The organism is Phyllobacterium sp. K27, assembly GCF_054796155.1.
The window spans coordinates 114,789-129,355 of sequence record NZ_JBTWND010000004.1 but is presented as its reverse complement, the minus strand read 5'-3'; the positions used below and the strand labels follow the sequence as shown (position 1 = coordinate 129,355).

14 protein-coding genes are annotated in these 14,567 nt (G+C 56.9%); 3 read left to right on the top strand and 11 right to left on the bottom strand.

All coding sequences use genetic code 11. The features are described 5' to 3' along the window. Window positions 1-23 precede the first annotated feature (23 nt). The 5 genes from ACYJL1_RS22110 to ACYJL1_RS22090 all read right to left on the bottom strand — a co-directional run bounded on the left by ACYJL1_RS22110 (window position 24) and on the right by ACYJL1_RS22090 (window position 5,262). Entirely contained in the window at window positions 24-1,640 is a 1,617-nt protein-coding gene (locus ACYJL1_RS22110; RefSeq protein ID WP_460899298.1) for an ABC transporter ATP-binding protein, read from the bottom strand. Then, the gene (locus tag ACYJL1_RS22105; protein WP_460899297.1) at window positions 1,633-2,556 is read right to left on the bottom strand and encodes an ABC transporter permease; all 924 of its coding nucleotides are present in this window, start codon (window positions 2,554-2,556) and stop codon (window positions 1,633-1,635) included. Before ACYJL1_RS22105 ends, ACYJL1_RS22110 begins: the two co-directional genes overlap by 8 nt. 10 nt (window positions 2,557-2,566) lie before the next feature. Further along, entirely contained in the window at window positions 2,567-3,481 is a 915-nt protein-coding gene (locus tag ACYJL1_RS22100) for an ABC transporter permease (protein ID WP_460899296.1), read from the bottom strand. Between the two features lie 87 nt (window positions 3,482-3,568). Then, window positions 3,569-5,059: an ABC transporter substrate-binding protein gene (locus ACYJL1_RS22095; RefSeq protein WP_460899964.1), complete on the bottom strand. Its 1,491-nt coding sequence runs from the start codon at window positions 5,057-5,059 to the stop codon at window positions 3,569-3,571. 50 nt (window positions 5,060-5,109) lie between these two features. After that, the gene (locus ACYJL1_RS22090) at window positions 5,110-5,262 is read right to left on the bottom strand and encodes a hypothetical protein (RefSeq protein WP_460899295.1); all 153 of its coding nucleotides are present in this window, start codon (window positions 5,260-5,262) and stop codon (window positions 5,110-5,112) included. A 234-nt stretch (window positions 5,263-5,496) separates the two neighbouring features. Here ACYJL1_RS22090 and ACYJL1_RS22085 point away from each other — a divergent pair, with 234 nt between their 5' ends. From ACYJL1_RS22085 to ACYJL1_RS22075, 3 genes are read left to right on the top strand one after another with little or no spacing between them, the layout of a single operon-like run. Continuing rightward, the gene (locus tag ACYJL1_RS22085) at window positions 5,497-6,693 is read left to right on the top strand and encodes a sialidase family protein (RefSeq protein WP_460899294.1); all 1,197 of its coding nucleotides are present in this window, start codon (window positions 5,497-5,499) and stop codon (window positions 6,691-6,693) included. After that, window positions 6,690-7,646, top strand: a complete 957-nt coding sequence (pdxA, locus tag ACYJL1_RS22080) for a 4-hydroxythreonine-4-phosphate dehydrogenase PdxA (protein ID WP_460899293.1) — start codon at window positions 6,690-6,692, stop codon at window positions 7,644-7,646. Before ACYJL1_RS22085 ends, pdxA begins: the two co-directional genes overlap by 4 nt. Then, window positions 7,643-8,770, top strand: coding sequence for an iron-containing alcohol dehydrogenase (locus ACYJL1_RS22075; RefSeq protein WP_460899292.1), 1,128 nt, complete (start codon window positions 7,643-7,645; stop codon window positions 8,768-8,770). Before pdxA ends, ACYJL1_RS22075 begins: the two co-directional genes overlap by 4 nt. Window positions 8,771-8,817: 47 nt before the next feature. On the opposite strand, the gene ACYJL1_RS22070 is transcribed toward ACYJL1_RS22075, so the two are convergent. The 6 genes from ACYJL1_RS22070 to ACYJL1_RS22045 form a co-directional block, all read right to left on the bottom strand. Then, a complete protein-coding gene (locus ACYJL1_RS22070) occupies window positions 8,818-9,519 on the bottom strand; it encodes a FadR/GntR family transcriptional regulator (protein ID WP_460899291.1) in 702 nt (233 codons plus the stop codon). A 2-nt stretch (window positions 9,520-9,521) separates the two neighbouring features. After that, entirely contained in the window at window positions 9,522-10,550 is a 1,029-nt protein-coding gene (locus ACYJL1_RS22065; protein WP_460899290.1) for a four-carbon acid sugar kinase family protein, read from the bottom strand. A 380-nt stretch (window positions 10,551-10,930) separates the two neighbouring features. Next, window positions 10,931-11,590, bottom strand: a complete 660-nt coding sequence (locus ACYJL1_RS22060) for an aspartate/glutamate racemase family protein (protein WP_460899289.1) — start codon at window positions 11,588-11,590, stop codon at window positions 10,931-10,933. A 67-nt stretch (window positions 11,591-11,657) separates the two neighbouring features. Beyond that, a complete protein-coding gene (locus ACYJL1_RS22055; protein WP_460899288.1) occupies window positions 11,658-12,626 on the bottom strand; it encodes an ABC transporter ATP-binding protein in 969 nt (322 codons plus the stop codon). Continuing rightward, window positions 12,619-13,683 carry an ABC transporter ATP-binding protein gene (locus tag ACYJL1_RS22050; RefSeq protein ID WP_460899287.1) on the bottom strand — a complete coding sequence of 355 codons (1,065 nt, stop codon included), beginning with the start codon at window positions 13,681-13,683 and terminating at the stop codon, window positions 12,619-12,621. Before ACYJL1_RS22050 ends, ACYJL1_RS22055 begins: the two co-directional genes overlap by 8 nt. Next, entirely contained in the window at window positions 13,680-14,564 is an 885-nt protein-coding gene (locus ACYJL1_RS22045) for an ABC transporter permease (protein ID WP_460899963.1), read from the bottom strand. Before ACYJL1_RS22045 ends, ACYJL1_RS22050 begins: the two co-directional genes overlap by 4 nt. Window positions 14,565-14,567: the final 3 nt, after the last annotated feature.

Genomic DNA, 14,567 nt, shown 5'->3' with positions numbered 1-14,567 from the left:
TCTTTCCTTTGATAGTGAGCGCCTCAGACGGCGTGCTGTGAATGGGCCCGGCGGGTCGCCTGGACATCCGGATCGGGGTCAAGTCCGGCAGCAAGAAGGGCACGGGTATAATCCTGCTGGGGAGCCTCGAACACCTCGCGCACCGTACCAAGTTCGACAACATTGCCGTTGTGCATGACCATAACGTGGTCGGCAAAATCACGTACCACCGGCAGATCGTGCGCGATAAAGATGAAGGCAATGCCCATCTCCTTGCGCAGCTTGTCAAGCAGCGAGATGACCTGTGCCTGCACTGAGACATCAAGTGCCGACACGGCCTCGTCGCAGATGATAAGCAGCGGCTCGAGTGCGAGCGCCCGGGCAATGGCGATGCGTTGACGCTGGCCACCGGAAAACTGGTGCGGATAACGGCCCATATGCTCGGGACCAAGGCCCACCTGCACAAGCAGTTCCGCCACCCGTTCGCGCCACTTCGCCTTGGGCAGGATATCCGGATGAATGACCCATGCCTCGCAAATCAACTGATAGACCGTCATGCGCGGATTGAGTGACTGCGTCGGATCCTGGAAAACCATCTGTAAATCGCGCCGCAGCTTGTACAGCTCTGCCGGCGACATGGTGAAAAGATCGCGGCCCTTCCAGAGCGCGCTGCCGCCATCGGGCTCGTCAAGGCGTAACAGGATGCGCGCCAGTGTAGATTTCCCCGATCCGCTCTCGCCGACGACTGCCATGGTCTCACCGGCCATGAGGTCAAAGGAAATGCCTTTGAGAGCCTCGAACGTGCCATAGCGCTTGCGCACGTTGCGAACGGAAAGCACTGGTTCCGTGCCGTTACCCGGCTCGTGCATTTCGCCCTTGCCGGGCGCGGCGGCAATCAGCTTTCTGGTATAGGGATGTTGCGGGTTCTTATAGATTTCGCGCACCGTCCCGGCCTCGACTATTACGCCCTTTTCCATCACGACAACCCTGTCGGCGATCTGGGCAACAACGCCAAGATCATGCGTAATGATGAGCACCCCCATTCCGGTTTCTGCCTGCAATTCCTTGAGGAGCGACAAGACCTCGGCCTGAACAGTGACATCGAGCGCCGTTGTTGGCTCATCGGCGATCAAGAGGTCTGGCCTTAGTGCCAGGGCCATGGCGATCATGACACGCTGGCGCTGGCCGCCGGAGAATTCGTGCGGATATTTGTCAAGCGAATGTCCGGGGTCGGGAATGCCGACGCGCGTCAGAAGCCGCAGCGCCTCGATCTTCGCCTCTGCCGCAGCTGCACCATGCGTCGTCAGGGCCTCGCGGATCTGCCAGCCAACGGTATAGACCGGGTTGAGATGGCTCAATGGATCCTGGAAGATCATGGCGATACGACGCCCGTTCACCTCGCGCCGCTCATTTGCCGGCATTGTCAGGAGATCCCGGCTCTCCAGAAGGATCGCACCGGAGCTGACGCGCCCAGGTGGCATATCGATCAGATTCATGATCGCAGCGGCCGAGACCGACTTGCCGGAGCCGCTCTCACCCAGGATGGCGAGCGTCTCGCCGCGATCGAGATGATAAGATACGTTGCGCACTGCCTTGACCACGCCCATGACGGTGTGGAATTCAACCGAGAGATTGCGGACTTCCAGGAGATGGTCAGGCATTTTTACCGCCCTTTATTTCGAGACGCCAGCGCTGCACCGGGTCGAGTGCAATACGCAGCCAGTTCGACAGCAGGTTGAGCGACATGGTGGTCAGGACAATGGCAAGACCTGGCCAGAACGACAGCCACCATGCATTGGTCAGATACTGACGGCCCTGCGATATCATCAGGCCCCAGGTGATTTCCGGCGGTTGTATGCCTATCCCGAGAAAGGAGAGCGCGCTTTCGGCAAGCATCACATAAGCGAAATCCAGAGTGGCAAGCGTGGTAAGCGTCGGCAGCACGACCGGCAAAATGTGCCGGAAAAGGATGCGTTTGCTTGATGCCCCCATGACGCGGGCCGCCTGTACGAACATGCGCTCACGTATTTCCAGTACTTCCGCCCGCGTCGTTCGAAGATAAACCGGGATACGTGTGATCGCGAGCACCAGCATCAGGTTGAGGATAGACGGACCGAGAATGTAAAGCACAATCACCGCGATCAACAATGACGGGAAAGACATTATGACGTCCGCCAGCCGCATAATCATCTGATTGATCCGTGGTGACGAAAAGCCGGCGACAAGACCAAGAAAGGTGCCGGTAACAGCCGAAAGCGCGACTGCGCCCGCAGCAACGATAAGTGTATCCTGCGTGGCGACGATGATACGCACAAGCAGCGGCCGGCCGAGCGCATCCGCTCCCATCCACCACATCCAGCCGCGTTCCCAATCAAACGGAGCGGCGTTGCGGCCGCGAAGATTCTGTTTGATCGCAATATCTCCGAGCCAGCTCGGCCCGATGATCGCGAGAACCACGATGAGAATGAGGAATATTGCGGCACAAAACGCAAACTTGTCAGCCAGCAGCATGCGGAACATGCGTATGGGGAACGGCGGTTCTTCGGCAATGGTGGTATCGGAGGTCTGAAAGGTCATGGCCGTCTCCTCAATGCCGGATACGTGGATCGAGCAATGCATAGGCAAGGTCGATCAAAAGGTTCATAAGGAAGATTGCCAGCGCAGTGACGAGAATTGCCGCGAGAACGACGTTGAAATCCCTCTGCAGGATGGAATCGATCATCAGCTTGCCAATGCCGGGGAAGCCAAAAATGGTCTCAACAATGACGGCGCCGTTGAGCAGGCTGGCAGCTTGATCGCCGATCACAGTAATGACCGGCAGCATTGCATTGCGCAAGGCATGCACGAAGATGATCGGGCCCGATTTAACGCCCTTGGCGCGTGCTGTCTTCACATAGGCCGACGAGAGCGCGCCAATCATCGAGCCTCGCACCACCTGCACGATGATGCCGAAGGGCCGGATGAATAGCACCGAGATCGGCAGTATCCAGTGGGCAAGAGATCCGGTACCCGACGTTGGCAGCCAGGCAAGATTCACCGAAAAGACGACAATCGCGACGATCGCCAGCCAGAAATCGGGAACTGATGCGCCAACGAGGGAAATGAGAGAAGATAATCGGTCGAAAAAACCGCCGGCACGAGAAGCAGCAATGGAGCCGACGATGATGGCTGCACCCGTAACGAGCGTCATAGTGATGACGGCAAGCCAGAGGGTCCAGACAAAGGCTTCCAAGACAACATCGAGTGCGGGACGCGCCTTTCTCAGGGATTCACCGAGGTCGCCCGTCAGCACATTACCGACATATCGCGTGAACTGCACCAGCAGCGGGTCGTTGAGGCCATGCAGTTCACGGAATTGCTGCTTCATTTGCGCAGAGGCTTCAACCGGGAGAAACAGGGCGGCTGGATCGCCTGTTAGCCGTGAGAGGAAAAAAACCATGACGATCAGTCCGACGAGCGAGATCAAACTGGCCAAAGCGCGTGTTCGAATGAATTTCAGCATAGCGCCCCCAGAGGAATCTGGCGGCGGGATTCTCCCGCCGCCCCGATTGCAGTTGTGACTGGCAAGACCGGCATTTACCAGGTCAGGTTACCTGATCTTGATTTCCGAGAGCTGAAGCGTCCCGTTTGTTGCCATGGTCGGTTTGAAGTCGAGGCGTTCGGAAACGCGGGAGAAACCGACCATGTGGAACAGTAGGACGTCGGCAACAACCTCGTCATGCACGTAGGCTATCACTTCCTTCCATAGATCGGCACGTTCATTGCCGACGGCTGCCGAAGCACGCTTGATCAGATCGTCAACCTTCGGGTCGGAGAAGCCGGACTGGGTGCCTTCGGTCGCATATTTGAAAAACATCGAGAATGAGGGATCACCTTTCGAGTTGTCATGCATGGCAGCCACGATCTGCGGACCTCGGCCTTCCTTGAAGGGCTTTGAGTAATATTGTTCGTGTTCGGCAACTTCGACAAACTTCAGCTCGATCTTGAAGCCGACATCCTGCAACTGCGCCTGAATGGCTTCCATGATTTCAGTCACGTTGGGAAAGTTAGCCGAACGTGCGATGATCGTGATGGGAGTGTCGACATTGACGCCGGCAACCTTGGCTTCCTCGAGCAGCTTCTTTGCGCCTTCCGGATCGAATGGAAAGACCTTCACGTCCGGGTTCCAGCCGAGCGTTGGCGGTGGAACGATGGCGGTCGCAAGCAGCGCTCCTTCGGGTACCAGCGTGCCGATAAAAGCCTGGCGATCGATGGCAAGGTTCAGCGCACGGCGCACGCGTAGATCGTTCAGTGGTTCGATATTGTGATCGATGCGTAAATACACCGTCTCACTGTCAAGATAGGAAAAGTCTGTTGCCGGATTGATCGCGTCAAGCTGCGATATCGAAGGCGAGAGCTCAGCTTCACCGGTTTGCACCATGACAGCGCGAACAGACGGGTCGGCACGGAAGAGATAGGTGGCTTCCGTCACTTGTGGCTTTTCGCCCCAATAGTCGTCGCGCTCGGTCAGGACGATCTTTTGCCCCGGTGTCCAATTGGTCAGCTTATAGGGGCCTGTACCAACCGGCTCACGTACGAACTCAAGTGGCGTTTCCTCCGGTACGATGGTGACAAGCGACATCAGCAGCGGCAGGATCGGTTGAACCGGATCGGCTTTGAAGTCGATCGTATAATTATCAACAACTGTCGGCGTCATCGCTATGCCGCCAAAATAGCGACGCGATTCGCAGGCATTTTTTTCGCTCATGACGCGATCGAAGCTGTGCTTGACGTCTTCTGCATCGAACATTGTACCGTCTGAGAACTTGACACCCTGCCGCAAATGGAAGCGCCAGCTGCCGTCGGCATTCTGTTCCCATTTTTCGGCAAGGCGCGGCATTACACCCTTGTCACCACGTACATCGAGTTCCGTCAGGGTCTCGCTGACATTCTGCATGATGACACGGCCGATATTGGAACGTGTCGCCATACAGGGCTCCAGAAGATCGGCCTCTTCGGGCAGCACGATCTTGATTGGGCCTGACCCGGCAAACGCAAGTGAAAGTGTGGAGCCCAGCATAAGGGCGCCCAGTAGCAGCATTTTTTTCACGGCATTTCCTCCCTAAGTGAAATCATTCAGGCCAGCGCCGGTCATCCGATCGCGCGGCCTTCACTGAACAGTGCGGGCTCGCAGAACAGCACCAGTGACAGCCCAAGCAAATCGACAGCGGCAAAATGGGTCGCAGCGCCTATCGCAAAGATGGCGGCGGCTCTTACCTTCTGATAATTGCCGGATGCCGGCATAAGCGTCCTCCTCACCGGCATCCTCTCGCCGGCCTGCCCAAGACCTTCTCTTTTTCAGACAAATTTGTCAAATTATTTCCCAATGTAAAATTGATATCTATAAATGTTCAAAATTAATAGTGCAAAATCAAATAATTAACGACAAACTTCATTAAAACTTCAAAAGAAAGTAACATTTTAAAACTTGACAACTTTGGAAAAGTGGCGATTTTCGTCATCACGCAGGAGGAGCAGATGAACGCCGAGGAAATAGCCCGCGACATGAATGGTCTGCTCAAGACCGCATCGCCCGGCCGTGTGGAGGCGTTTTTGCCTTCGCCCATGATCCAGAACCATGCGGCGTTTTTGCATCTGCTTGCCGATGGGGCCCTTGTTTGCGCCTGGTTTGGTGGCACGCTTGAAGGAAAGTCCGATATCTCCATCTTCGCGTCCGTTCTGTCTCCGGGTGCGTCAACGTGGGGTCCACCACAACAATTAAGCTTCGACGCCAACCATTCGGAGCAAAATCCGGTGCTCTTCACTGCCCCGGATGGCGGACTATGGCTCTTCCACACCTCGCAGTCTTCCGGCAATCAGGATGAATGTCGCATCCGCATGGCGCAAATCCAGCGCAATGCATCCGACCCTCTAGTCCTGACTGCGCTGGAAGGACGCTATCTTGATCTGCCCCGCGGCTGTTTTATCCGTGCGCCGCTGGTGTTGCGCGCTGACGGGTCCTGGCTGCTGCCGATTTTCCGCTGCATCCAGCGCCCCGGCCAGAAATGGAATGGCAGTCACGACATTGCCGCTGTCGGTCTGTCGCTCGACCAAGGCACGACGTGGCACTTGGAGGACCTCGACCAGTCGGTCGGCTGCGTACACATGTCGCCCGTCTCGCTCGGAGAAAGACGCCTTGCCGCCTTCTTCCGACGACGGCAGGCAGATTGGGTCTACCGGACCGAAAGCGATGATGGGGGCCGGTCGTGGTCTGCACCAACGGCAACCGACGTCCCCAACAACAATTCTTCTATTGGTGCTGCCCGGCTTGCTGACGGTCGCATCGCAATGATCTGCAACCCTGTTAACGCCGCCCAAGCAGCGGACCGGCGTGCTTCACTGTATGACGAGCTTGGCGAGGACGATGATCGTCCCGATGCGGACCCGACCGGCGGTTGCGTGCCTGTCTGGGGCGTGCCGCGCGCTCCGGTTGTCCTTTGCCTCTCGGAGGACGAGGGTAGAACATTCCCCGTGCGCCTGCACATAGAGGACGGAGCGGGCACATGCCTGTCTAACGACTCGACCGACGGCCGCAACAAGGAAATGTCCTATCCCTGGCTGCTGCAAGAGACGGATGGTACCATGCACCTTGCCTACACCTACCACCGGCGCGCCATCAAGTATGTCCGCCTTTCACCCCGATGGGACAGCGCTGACGCACGGAGACCCTCATGAGCAACATCATAGGCATTACAATGGGCGACCCGTGCGGGGTCGGCCCCGAGATCTCTGTTCGCGCGCTGGTAGGCATGTCGTTAGAGGAACGCAGCACGATACGCATTTACGGCAATCTTGCCACGCTTGAAGCAGCGCGTAGGGCGCTCGCCATCGATATTGAGCTTGCACCCCATGTGGTGGATCTTGCTGTTGACGGCGCGCCGCTGCCTTGGGGACAACTAAGCCCTGTTGCAGGCGACGCAGCCTTCCGCTTTATCGAAAAGGCCGTGCGCGATGCCCAAGCCGGCACCATTGGCTGCATCGTCACGGCTCCGATCAACAAGGAAGCGCTGAATCTTGCCGGCCATCACTTTGACGGTCATACCGGCATGCTGCGCAGCCTCACTGGCTCCAAGGCTGCTTACATGCTGCTCGCCTCCGAGCGGCTGAAGGTTATCCACGTCTCTACCCACGTCTCGCTGCAAGAGGCGATCCGTCGCTCAACAACCCAACGGGTACTGGCGACCATCCGCGCTGGCGATGCCCACCTGAAACGCACCGGTTATGCAGAACCGAGGATCGCAGTTGCAGGCATCAATCCCCATTGTGGCGAGAACGGTCTTTTCGGGACAGAGGACGATGACCAGATAGCACCGGCTGTCCTGGCAGCGCGCGCTGAGGGAATCGACGTCCAGGGTCCCATCTCCGCTGACACGGTATTTTATCGTGCATATTCGGGTGCCTTCGACCTTGTCGTGGCACAATATCACGATCAAGGTCACATCCCGATCAAGCTCGTTGCCTTCGACACTGCCGTGAATGTTTCTGTAGACCTGCCTATCGATCGTACCTCGGTCGATCACGGCACAGCGTTCGACATTGCTGGCCGGGGCATTGCCGATCACGGCAATATGAATTCCGCCATCGCCTATGCCCGCACGCTCGTGGCGTGTACTGCAAAGCGAGGATGACCTTGATGAACACTGCTCCCATCACCCTTCATCAACCCCATCGGCTTTCTGTCGGCGCCGGCACGATCGCCGAGGTTGGCACCTGGGCGACTGATGCTTCCTCCTTTCTCGTCATCTCGACACCGATTACCGCCGGTTTTGCCCACCGGCTGAAGCTTTCAGGTCACGTCACGATCTTTGATGCGATCCCGGGTGAGCCGGACCTTGCAACGCTCGATGCCGCTCTGGATGCCGCACGCCGAAGCCGTCCGAACCTTGTCATCGGCCTTGGCGGTGGCTCTGTTCTCGACGTTGCCAAGTTGGTTGCCGTCTTGTGGGATAGCGAGCAGACGCTTGCCGATGTCGCCGGTTCTAACCGTGTCGCCAGCCGCCGCACCCGGCTTGTGCAGGTGGCCACTACCGCGGGCACAGGTTCCGAGGCAGGCATCCGTTCCCTGATCACCGATCCAGCCAGAGGCAACAAGATCGCGGTGGAAAGTCCGCACATGATCGCCGACTTTGCTGTGCTCGATCCGGAACTGACCTATTCTGTACCACCAGCCGTTACAGCGGCCACTGGCGTCGATGCCATGGCACACTGCGTCGAAGCCTTCACAAACCGTCGCGCCCATCCGATGATCGACAGCTTCGCCCGCATGGGCTTCAGGCTTGTGGGAAAATATCTCGCACGCGCTGTCAGGGATGGCACTGATACCGAGGCACGGGAAGGGCTGATGTGCGCCTCCTATTACGGCGGCGTCTGCCTTGGGCCAGTGAACACGGCAGCCGGCCACGCCATCGCCTATCCTCTCGGCACGCGTCTTGGTCTGCCTCATGGCCTGGCAAACGCAATCATCTTCCCTCATGTCCTCGCGTTCAACCAGAAGGTAGCAGCAGACAAGACTGCGGAAGTAGCCGAAGCATTGGGACTGGGAGAAAACCTGTCCGCTACCGCACTGCTCGACACGGCCTACAGCTTCTGCCGGAACCTTGGCATTGAAATGTCCCTAGCCGCCCATGGCGCCAAAGCAGATGACCTGTCGCTCTATGCCAGCGAAGCGCATGCAAACCGCCGGCTGATGGACAACAATCCAGTTGACATGAGTGTCGAGGACGTGCTCGGCGTGTACACGGCAGCCTTCTAGAGTGTTTCAGGTTACTGAAACTTGGGGCTTTTGATTATTGACAGGAATTATTTCGTCGCCTGGAACAAGCGCTCGAGTGAGCCGGTGAGATGCTCATGCATGAGCGCATTTGCCTTCACACTATCGCCTGAGGCAATAGCCTCTACAATTGCCTCGTGCTCGGCAAAAACCCGCATCAGACCAGTGGTCTCGCGTTTGACCGAGGCGCCATGGAACTTCATGCCGACGGCAATGTGGTCCTTGAGGGCTTCCATGGCAGTATAAAAATACCTGTTTTGCGAAGCGCGCGCGATCGCCAAATGGAACTGGAAATCCGCGTCCTCCCGGTGTGATTGCCGATTGGTGGCGTCCCGCATGAGTTCCAATGCCTGACGAATGGCCGCAAGACCGCTCGCGTCATGGCGGGTTGCTGCGACTGCTGCCGCTGCCGGCTCTACCGTCAGACGGAAATCATAGCAGTTCAACAGGTCGGTGATATTTTCCAATTGTCCAAAGCCAAGCGGCTCGCGTATCCCGACAGAGCGTACAAAACTTCCAGCGCCCCGGCGTGAGTAAATCAGACCTTGGTCACGCAGTCGCCGCAAGGCCTCACGAATGATCGGGCGTGATACTTCAAACTCAATCGCCAGATCATGCTCTGTTGGCAAGCGCTCATATGGCTGGTATGCACCGGACTTGATAGCGCGATGCATACGCTCGAAGACGATATCACCGAGGCTCTTACGTGCTGTTCCGTTTTCCAGTCCCATTGTCATCCCATATTGCGCAGAATTCTGTCCGCGACTTCCTTGAGCGTATCCGGTTGTCCAAATCCTCCAGATTTCGCAATGATGCAATGCCCTTGGGCGTGAGCCAAGCCTAGCCCCGGTAAACATTCGCCCAGTAGCCGAAAACGCACGATCCCCATTGTCTTGAGCACGGCCTCGGCAGTTGCACCACCGGAAAGAAATAATATCGATGCGTTCTGGGTCAAGTTCGGGCAGACACTTTCGGCAAGTGCATGCGACACGTCCGCCGAGGTCAAAACTTCTGCCCCGGACACAGCCTGCACGAGGGTAATCGCGCTTCCGTCGAACTCGATATCAGCCAGCCGGCCATTTGGCGCCGGCAGATAGCGTGGATCGGTATGGGCACGGAGTTCATCTATCTGGGCAAGGGTGATCGGGTCACGGGATCCGATAACGAACAAAGTAGGTCCGCCCGGCATTGCAGGCGCCTGCGTAGCCGCACCGCCGCTTATCCGCTCAGCGAGCGCTTCGGCCAGACCACGGGCGCCAATCAGGAGGTCAACGCCGCCGCATTGTGCACGGTCGAGCCAGTCGAGCATCTCGCTGTGGCTGGAAATATCCGGGATCGTGGCCAGTGCGGCGTACCGGCCAAGTTTCCCGGCAACTGGTATGGGCGTTTCCAGCCCGAAACCTGTCACACAGCCATCCTTTACGATCCGTCCGAATGCGGGAATTGCCGGTACCACGAGAGCTAATTGAAAAGGCATCGCATCCAGCTCTGCCTCGATATGTCCTTTGAGGCGCGAGTCGATTTTCTTGAAAAGACGTGTTCCTGCGGGCAGGGCAGCAATCGCAGCCACCGTCTGCAAGTGCGCGATTCCAGAACTGACATCCCGCGAGCCCAGATTGATCGATAGAACATCCGGCGCCTTCTGCAGAGCTTCCCCAATGGCTTCTACCGTTAGAGCAACTTCCACATGCATGCCCCGCACTGAGAACGGCGCGGCAGTGTCCAGCGCGCCTGTCAGATCGTCAGCAAGAATGGTCAGCATCGCGCACCCGGATATTGTTGTAATGTTAATAGTGCTATTTTGCATTGAAATGTCAATAATATCTGAGATGACATTACAAATTTGTGGTACTATTTGACCGCTCTGCTTTGCGTTCAAAGGTGGTTCGGCCCCATCGCACGAAAAGCTGTCAGAAGGGAGCGTCGGGGAGAGTTCAAGGTATTCTCCCGGTGTCTAGAAGCGTTTGCCCGAGCCTCTTTGATCAGGCCGGAGTACATCGTCTCTTTGCCAGGATACCGAGGCATGGTTGTAGTGGAGGCGAAACCGGGATCATTTCAACCCAATATTCCATTTGCTGCGCACTGGTTGCCAATGGCAACAGATCCAGTATCTCGGCAAATGACCATACCGATCAGGGCGGTCTACGCTTGCGTTTTACCAATACGTTCAAGCAAAAGTGCGACTGCCGAGGGTATTGGTGCGATGACAGGTACCGAGAACTGTTTTCCAAGCGAGAGCGCAGCTTGACCCAGCGGTCCACCGCCAATAATTACAGCTGACGCTCCGTCATACAGGAAACACTTTTCAACGGCATTGAACAACGCACTTTCCAGCCTTTCCTCGTCGGCGGCAAGCGCTTCGGGTTCTCCCTCTGTCAGCCGCGTTCCTGTAAACAGATGACCGACACCAAGACTTCTGGCTTTTACGGCAAAGTTGCGAACCAGACCGGGCGTAATGGTTGCAATCCCAAAGCGCCGCCCCTTCATCGAAGCCTCGAGCATACTCGCTTCGCATATGCCGACCACCGGAAAGTCAACAAGATCCCGCAGGACGTCGATACCTGGGTCACCGAATGCGCCTATGATGATGCCCTGCAAACGGTCGTTATCCTCCAGCGCCATTTCAATGACATCAGACGCGGAAGCAGCCAATTGGCCTTCGTCCAGGATCATCGGCACACCGCGCTTCGCAGTGACACCCTCGATGTTAAAACCAGATGGGAGTACATCGCGTGCTATCGCGACCATCATTGCTGTCGTCGCTATGGACGTATTCGGGTTTATCAAACGTATGGGTGGCATATTGTGACACGTTCTTCCTTGGCCGCGCCTCTTTTCATGTTTGTTTCTCACCGTCGGTATCGAACGGTTACCCGGGATGATTACAAGCGACGCGCCCGAAATCCGAGTGCGCGGTAAGTGGGGGTACTGCTACCCTGCACCCATCTGAGGCTTTCTCGCATCGTGGAGCAAAGGCGCAGCCGAGCGGCAGGTCGGTGAGGTCAGGTGGCGAGCCGGGAATTGTGATCAACCGATCACGACCATGTGCCAGTTCTACCCGCGCACCGAGAAGGCCCTTGGTGTACGGATGGCGGGGGGCGGAAATGATATCGGCCACCTTACCTTCCTCAACGATGCGCCCGGCATACATAACGGCTATGCGATCGGCGATTTCCGCCGCTACGCCAATATCATGCGTCACAAAAATCACCGAGAGACCATATTCACGTTGAAGCTCACGGATCAGCAGCAATATCTGTATCTGCACTGTCGCATCGAGCGCCGTCGTAGGCTCGTCTGCCAAAAGCACTTTCGGATTACAGGCGATTGCCATGGCAATCATCGCACGTTGAAGCATGCCACCTGACATTTCGTGAGGATATGTATCCAGCCGCCGTTCCGGTGAAGGGATTCGAACCTTCTGGAACAGTGCAAACGCCCGGGCCCGGGCGTCGGTGCGGCTGACTTTTTCGTGTCGCTGTATGGTCTCGGTGATTTGATCGCCGATCGTATAGACCGGATCAAGGGCCAGACGAGGTTCCTGGAACACCATGGAAACCGTCCGTCCACGCATATTACCAAGTTCCTGCCTTGACATGTCCATCACGTCTTGCCCGGCAATATTGATTGACCCTTCGACCAGTGTATCCCGGGGATGCAGTCTTAGAAGCGAGCGCATGGTTACGCTCTTTCCGGAACCGGACTCACCGAGCAGGGCAATAACCTCGCCTGGACGGACTGCAAGGCTAACTCCGTTAACAGCCTTGACTGGCTTGCGGCCACGCCGGAAAGTCACCGACAGATTTTTGATGTCGATCATCGGCGCAACCTCAGACATGCTTCAAATCTCCATCACTAGCGCGGCTGTGACCGGAGCCTGGAAGGGACATCAGACAAGCGGCTTTGTGCGTCTCTCCGAACAATGGAGGCAGCGCTGTATTGCAGATGGGTTCGGCAAAGGAACAACGCGTATGAAACCGGCATCCAGGCGGAGGGTCTATCGGGTTCGGCGGATCCCCGGCAAGCGGCGCTTCGGTTGTACGCTTGGCAGGGTCCGCCTTGGGCATGGAAGCCAGAAGTGCAGCTGAATAGGGATGACGGGTCGCCTCGAACACGGCATCTCGGGTCCCGATTTCCGCGACCCTGCCAAGATACATCACCATGACCCGGTCCACCATGAAGCGGACAACATTCAGGTCGTGGGAGATAAAAAGATAGGTGAGGCCAAAATCTCGCTTAAGGTCGAGCAACAAATTGAGCACTTGGGCCTCAACGGACTTGTCGAGAGCCGAAACTGCTTCACCGAGAATAACAAGGCGTGGCTCCAGAGCCAGAGCTCTGGCAATGTTAACCCGTTGGCGCTGACCGCCGGAAAGCTCGTGTGGATAACGACCAGCGAAACGCCTGGGTTCCAGTCCCACGCGATCAAGTAAATCGTGGGCTCGTGCCATAGCCTTGTTTGCAGATACACCATGGACGCGCGGTCCGAAGCTGATCGAATCTTCGATCGTTAGGCGCGGATTGAGCGAAGCATAACTATCCTGAAACACCATCTGAACCTGTCGGCGATAGTCGGGGAGTGGGAGTGTGCCACCTACTGTCTCGCCATCGAAAAGAATTTCACCTTTGTCTTGCTTGATCAATTGCATCAAGATGCGTGCCGTCGTGGACTTGCCGCATCCGCTCTCGCCAACAACACCGAGCGTTTCACCTTTAAGAATATCAAAATCAATCCCGTCGACAGCGCGAACGACCCGCTTGGTCTGGAACAGTCCCTGGCCTTTCACCGGGAAATGTCTCTGCAGACCCCGGACGGAAATCAGTGGCTGAGCGGGGCCGCCACGGTCCCTGGGGTCCGTGTCCAGTGGCGAGGCGGAAAAACTGGGTACGCTCATGACTTTACATCCATGGCCTTGCGCAGCCCGTCAGAGAAAAGATTGAAGCAGATTGATGTGAAAAAGATCATCACCCCGGGCAAAGCTGCCACATAGGGATTGGTATAGATTGCAGTGCGCAATGTATTGAGCATCAGCCCCCACTCAGCGTCCGGGGGACGAACACCAAGGCCCAAGAATGACAGGCCAGAGGCGAGGATCATAGATACCGAAATAAGACTTGTGGCGAAGACGAAGATCGGCCCAAGCACATTACCAAGAATGTGGACAGTGATGATCGTCAACGACCCCGCCCCTGAAGCACGCGCGGCGTCGACATAATCGAGGTTACGCACTTGAGTGGTAACGCTTTCTGCAACGCGCGCGATCTGCGGAATGAAAACCACCGTCAAGGACACGAGAGCGTTGGTAAGGCCCGAGCCGAGTGCACCTGACAACGCGACCGCCAACAAGACCGAGGGGAAAGCGTAGAACACATCGATTGTCCGCATGATGAGGCTATTGGCAATACCACCTGCATAGCCCGCGATGATTCCGATGGTTGAGCCAATAACAAAGGCGACGGGAACGGGGATGACCCCCATGACAAGGGAAAGTCGCGCTCCGTAGATTAGCCTGGAGAGAATATCGCGCCCGAGTTCGTCCGTTCCCAGAATATAGCCTGGAGTGCCTATGGGTTTCAAACGCCGGATAATACTTGCCTTGGTAGGGTCGTAGGGCGCCAGATAGGGTGCGAAAAGTGCAACCAGGACGAGGATGAGTATAAGGCCAAGCGCGATCACGGCAATCGGATCACGGCGGAGGCGATGAAAGACACCACTCCAAAAACCCGGAGAGCGGACTATCGCCGGGGTTTCAAACACAAGAGCAGACGAAGGCATGGC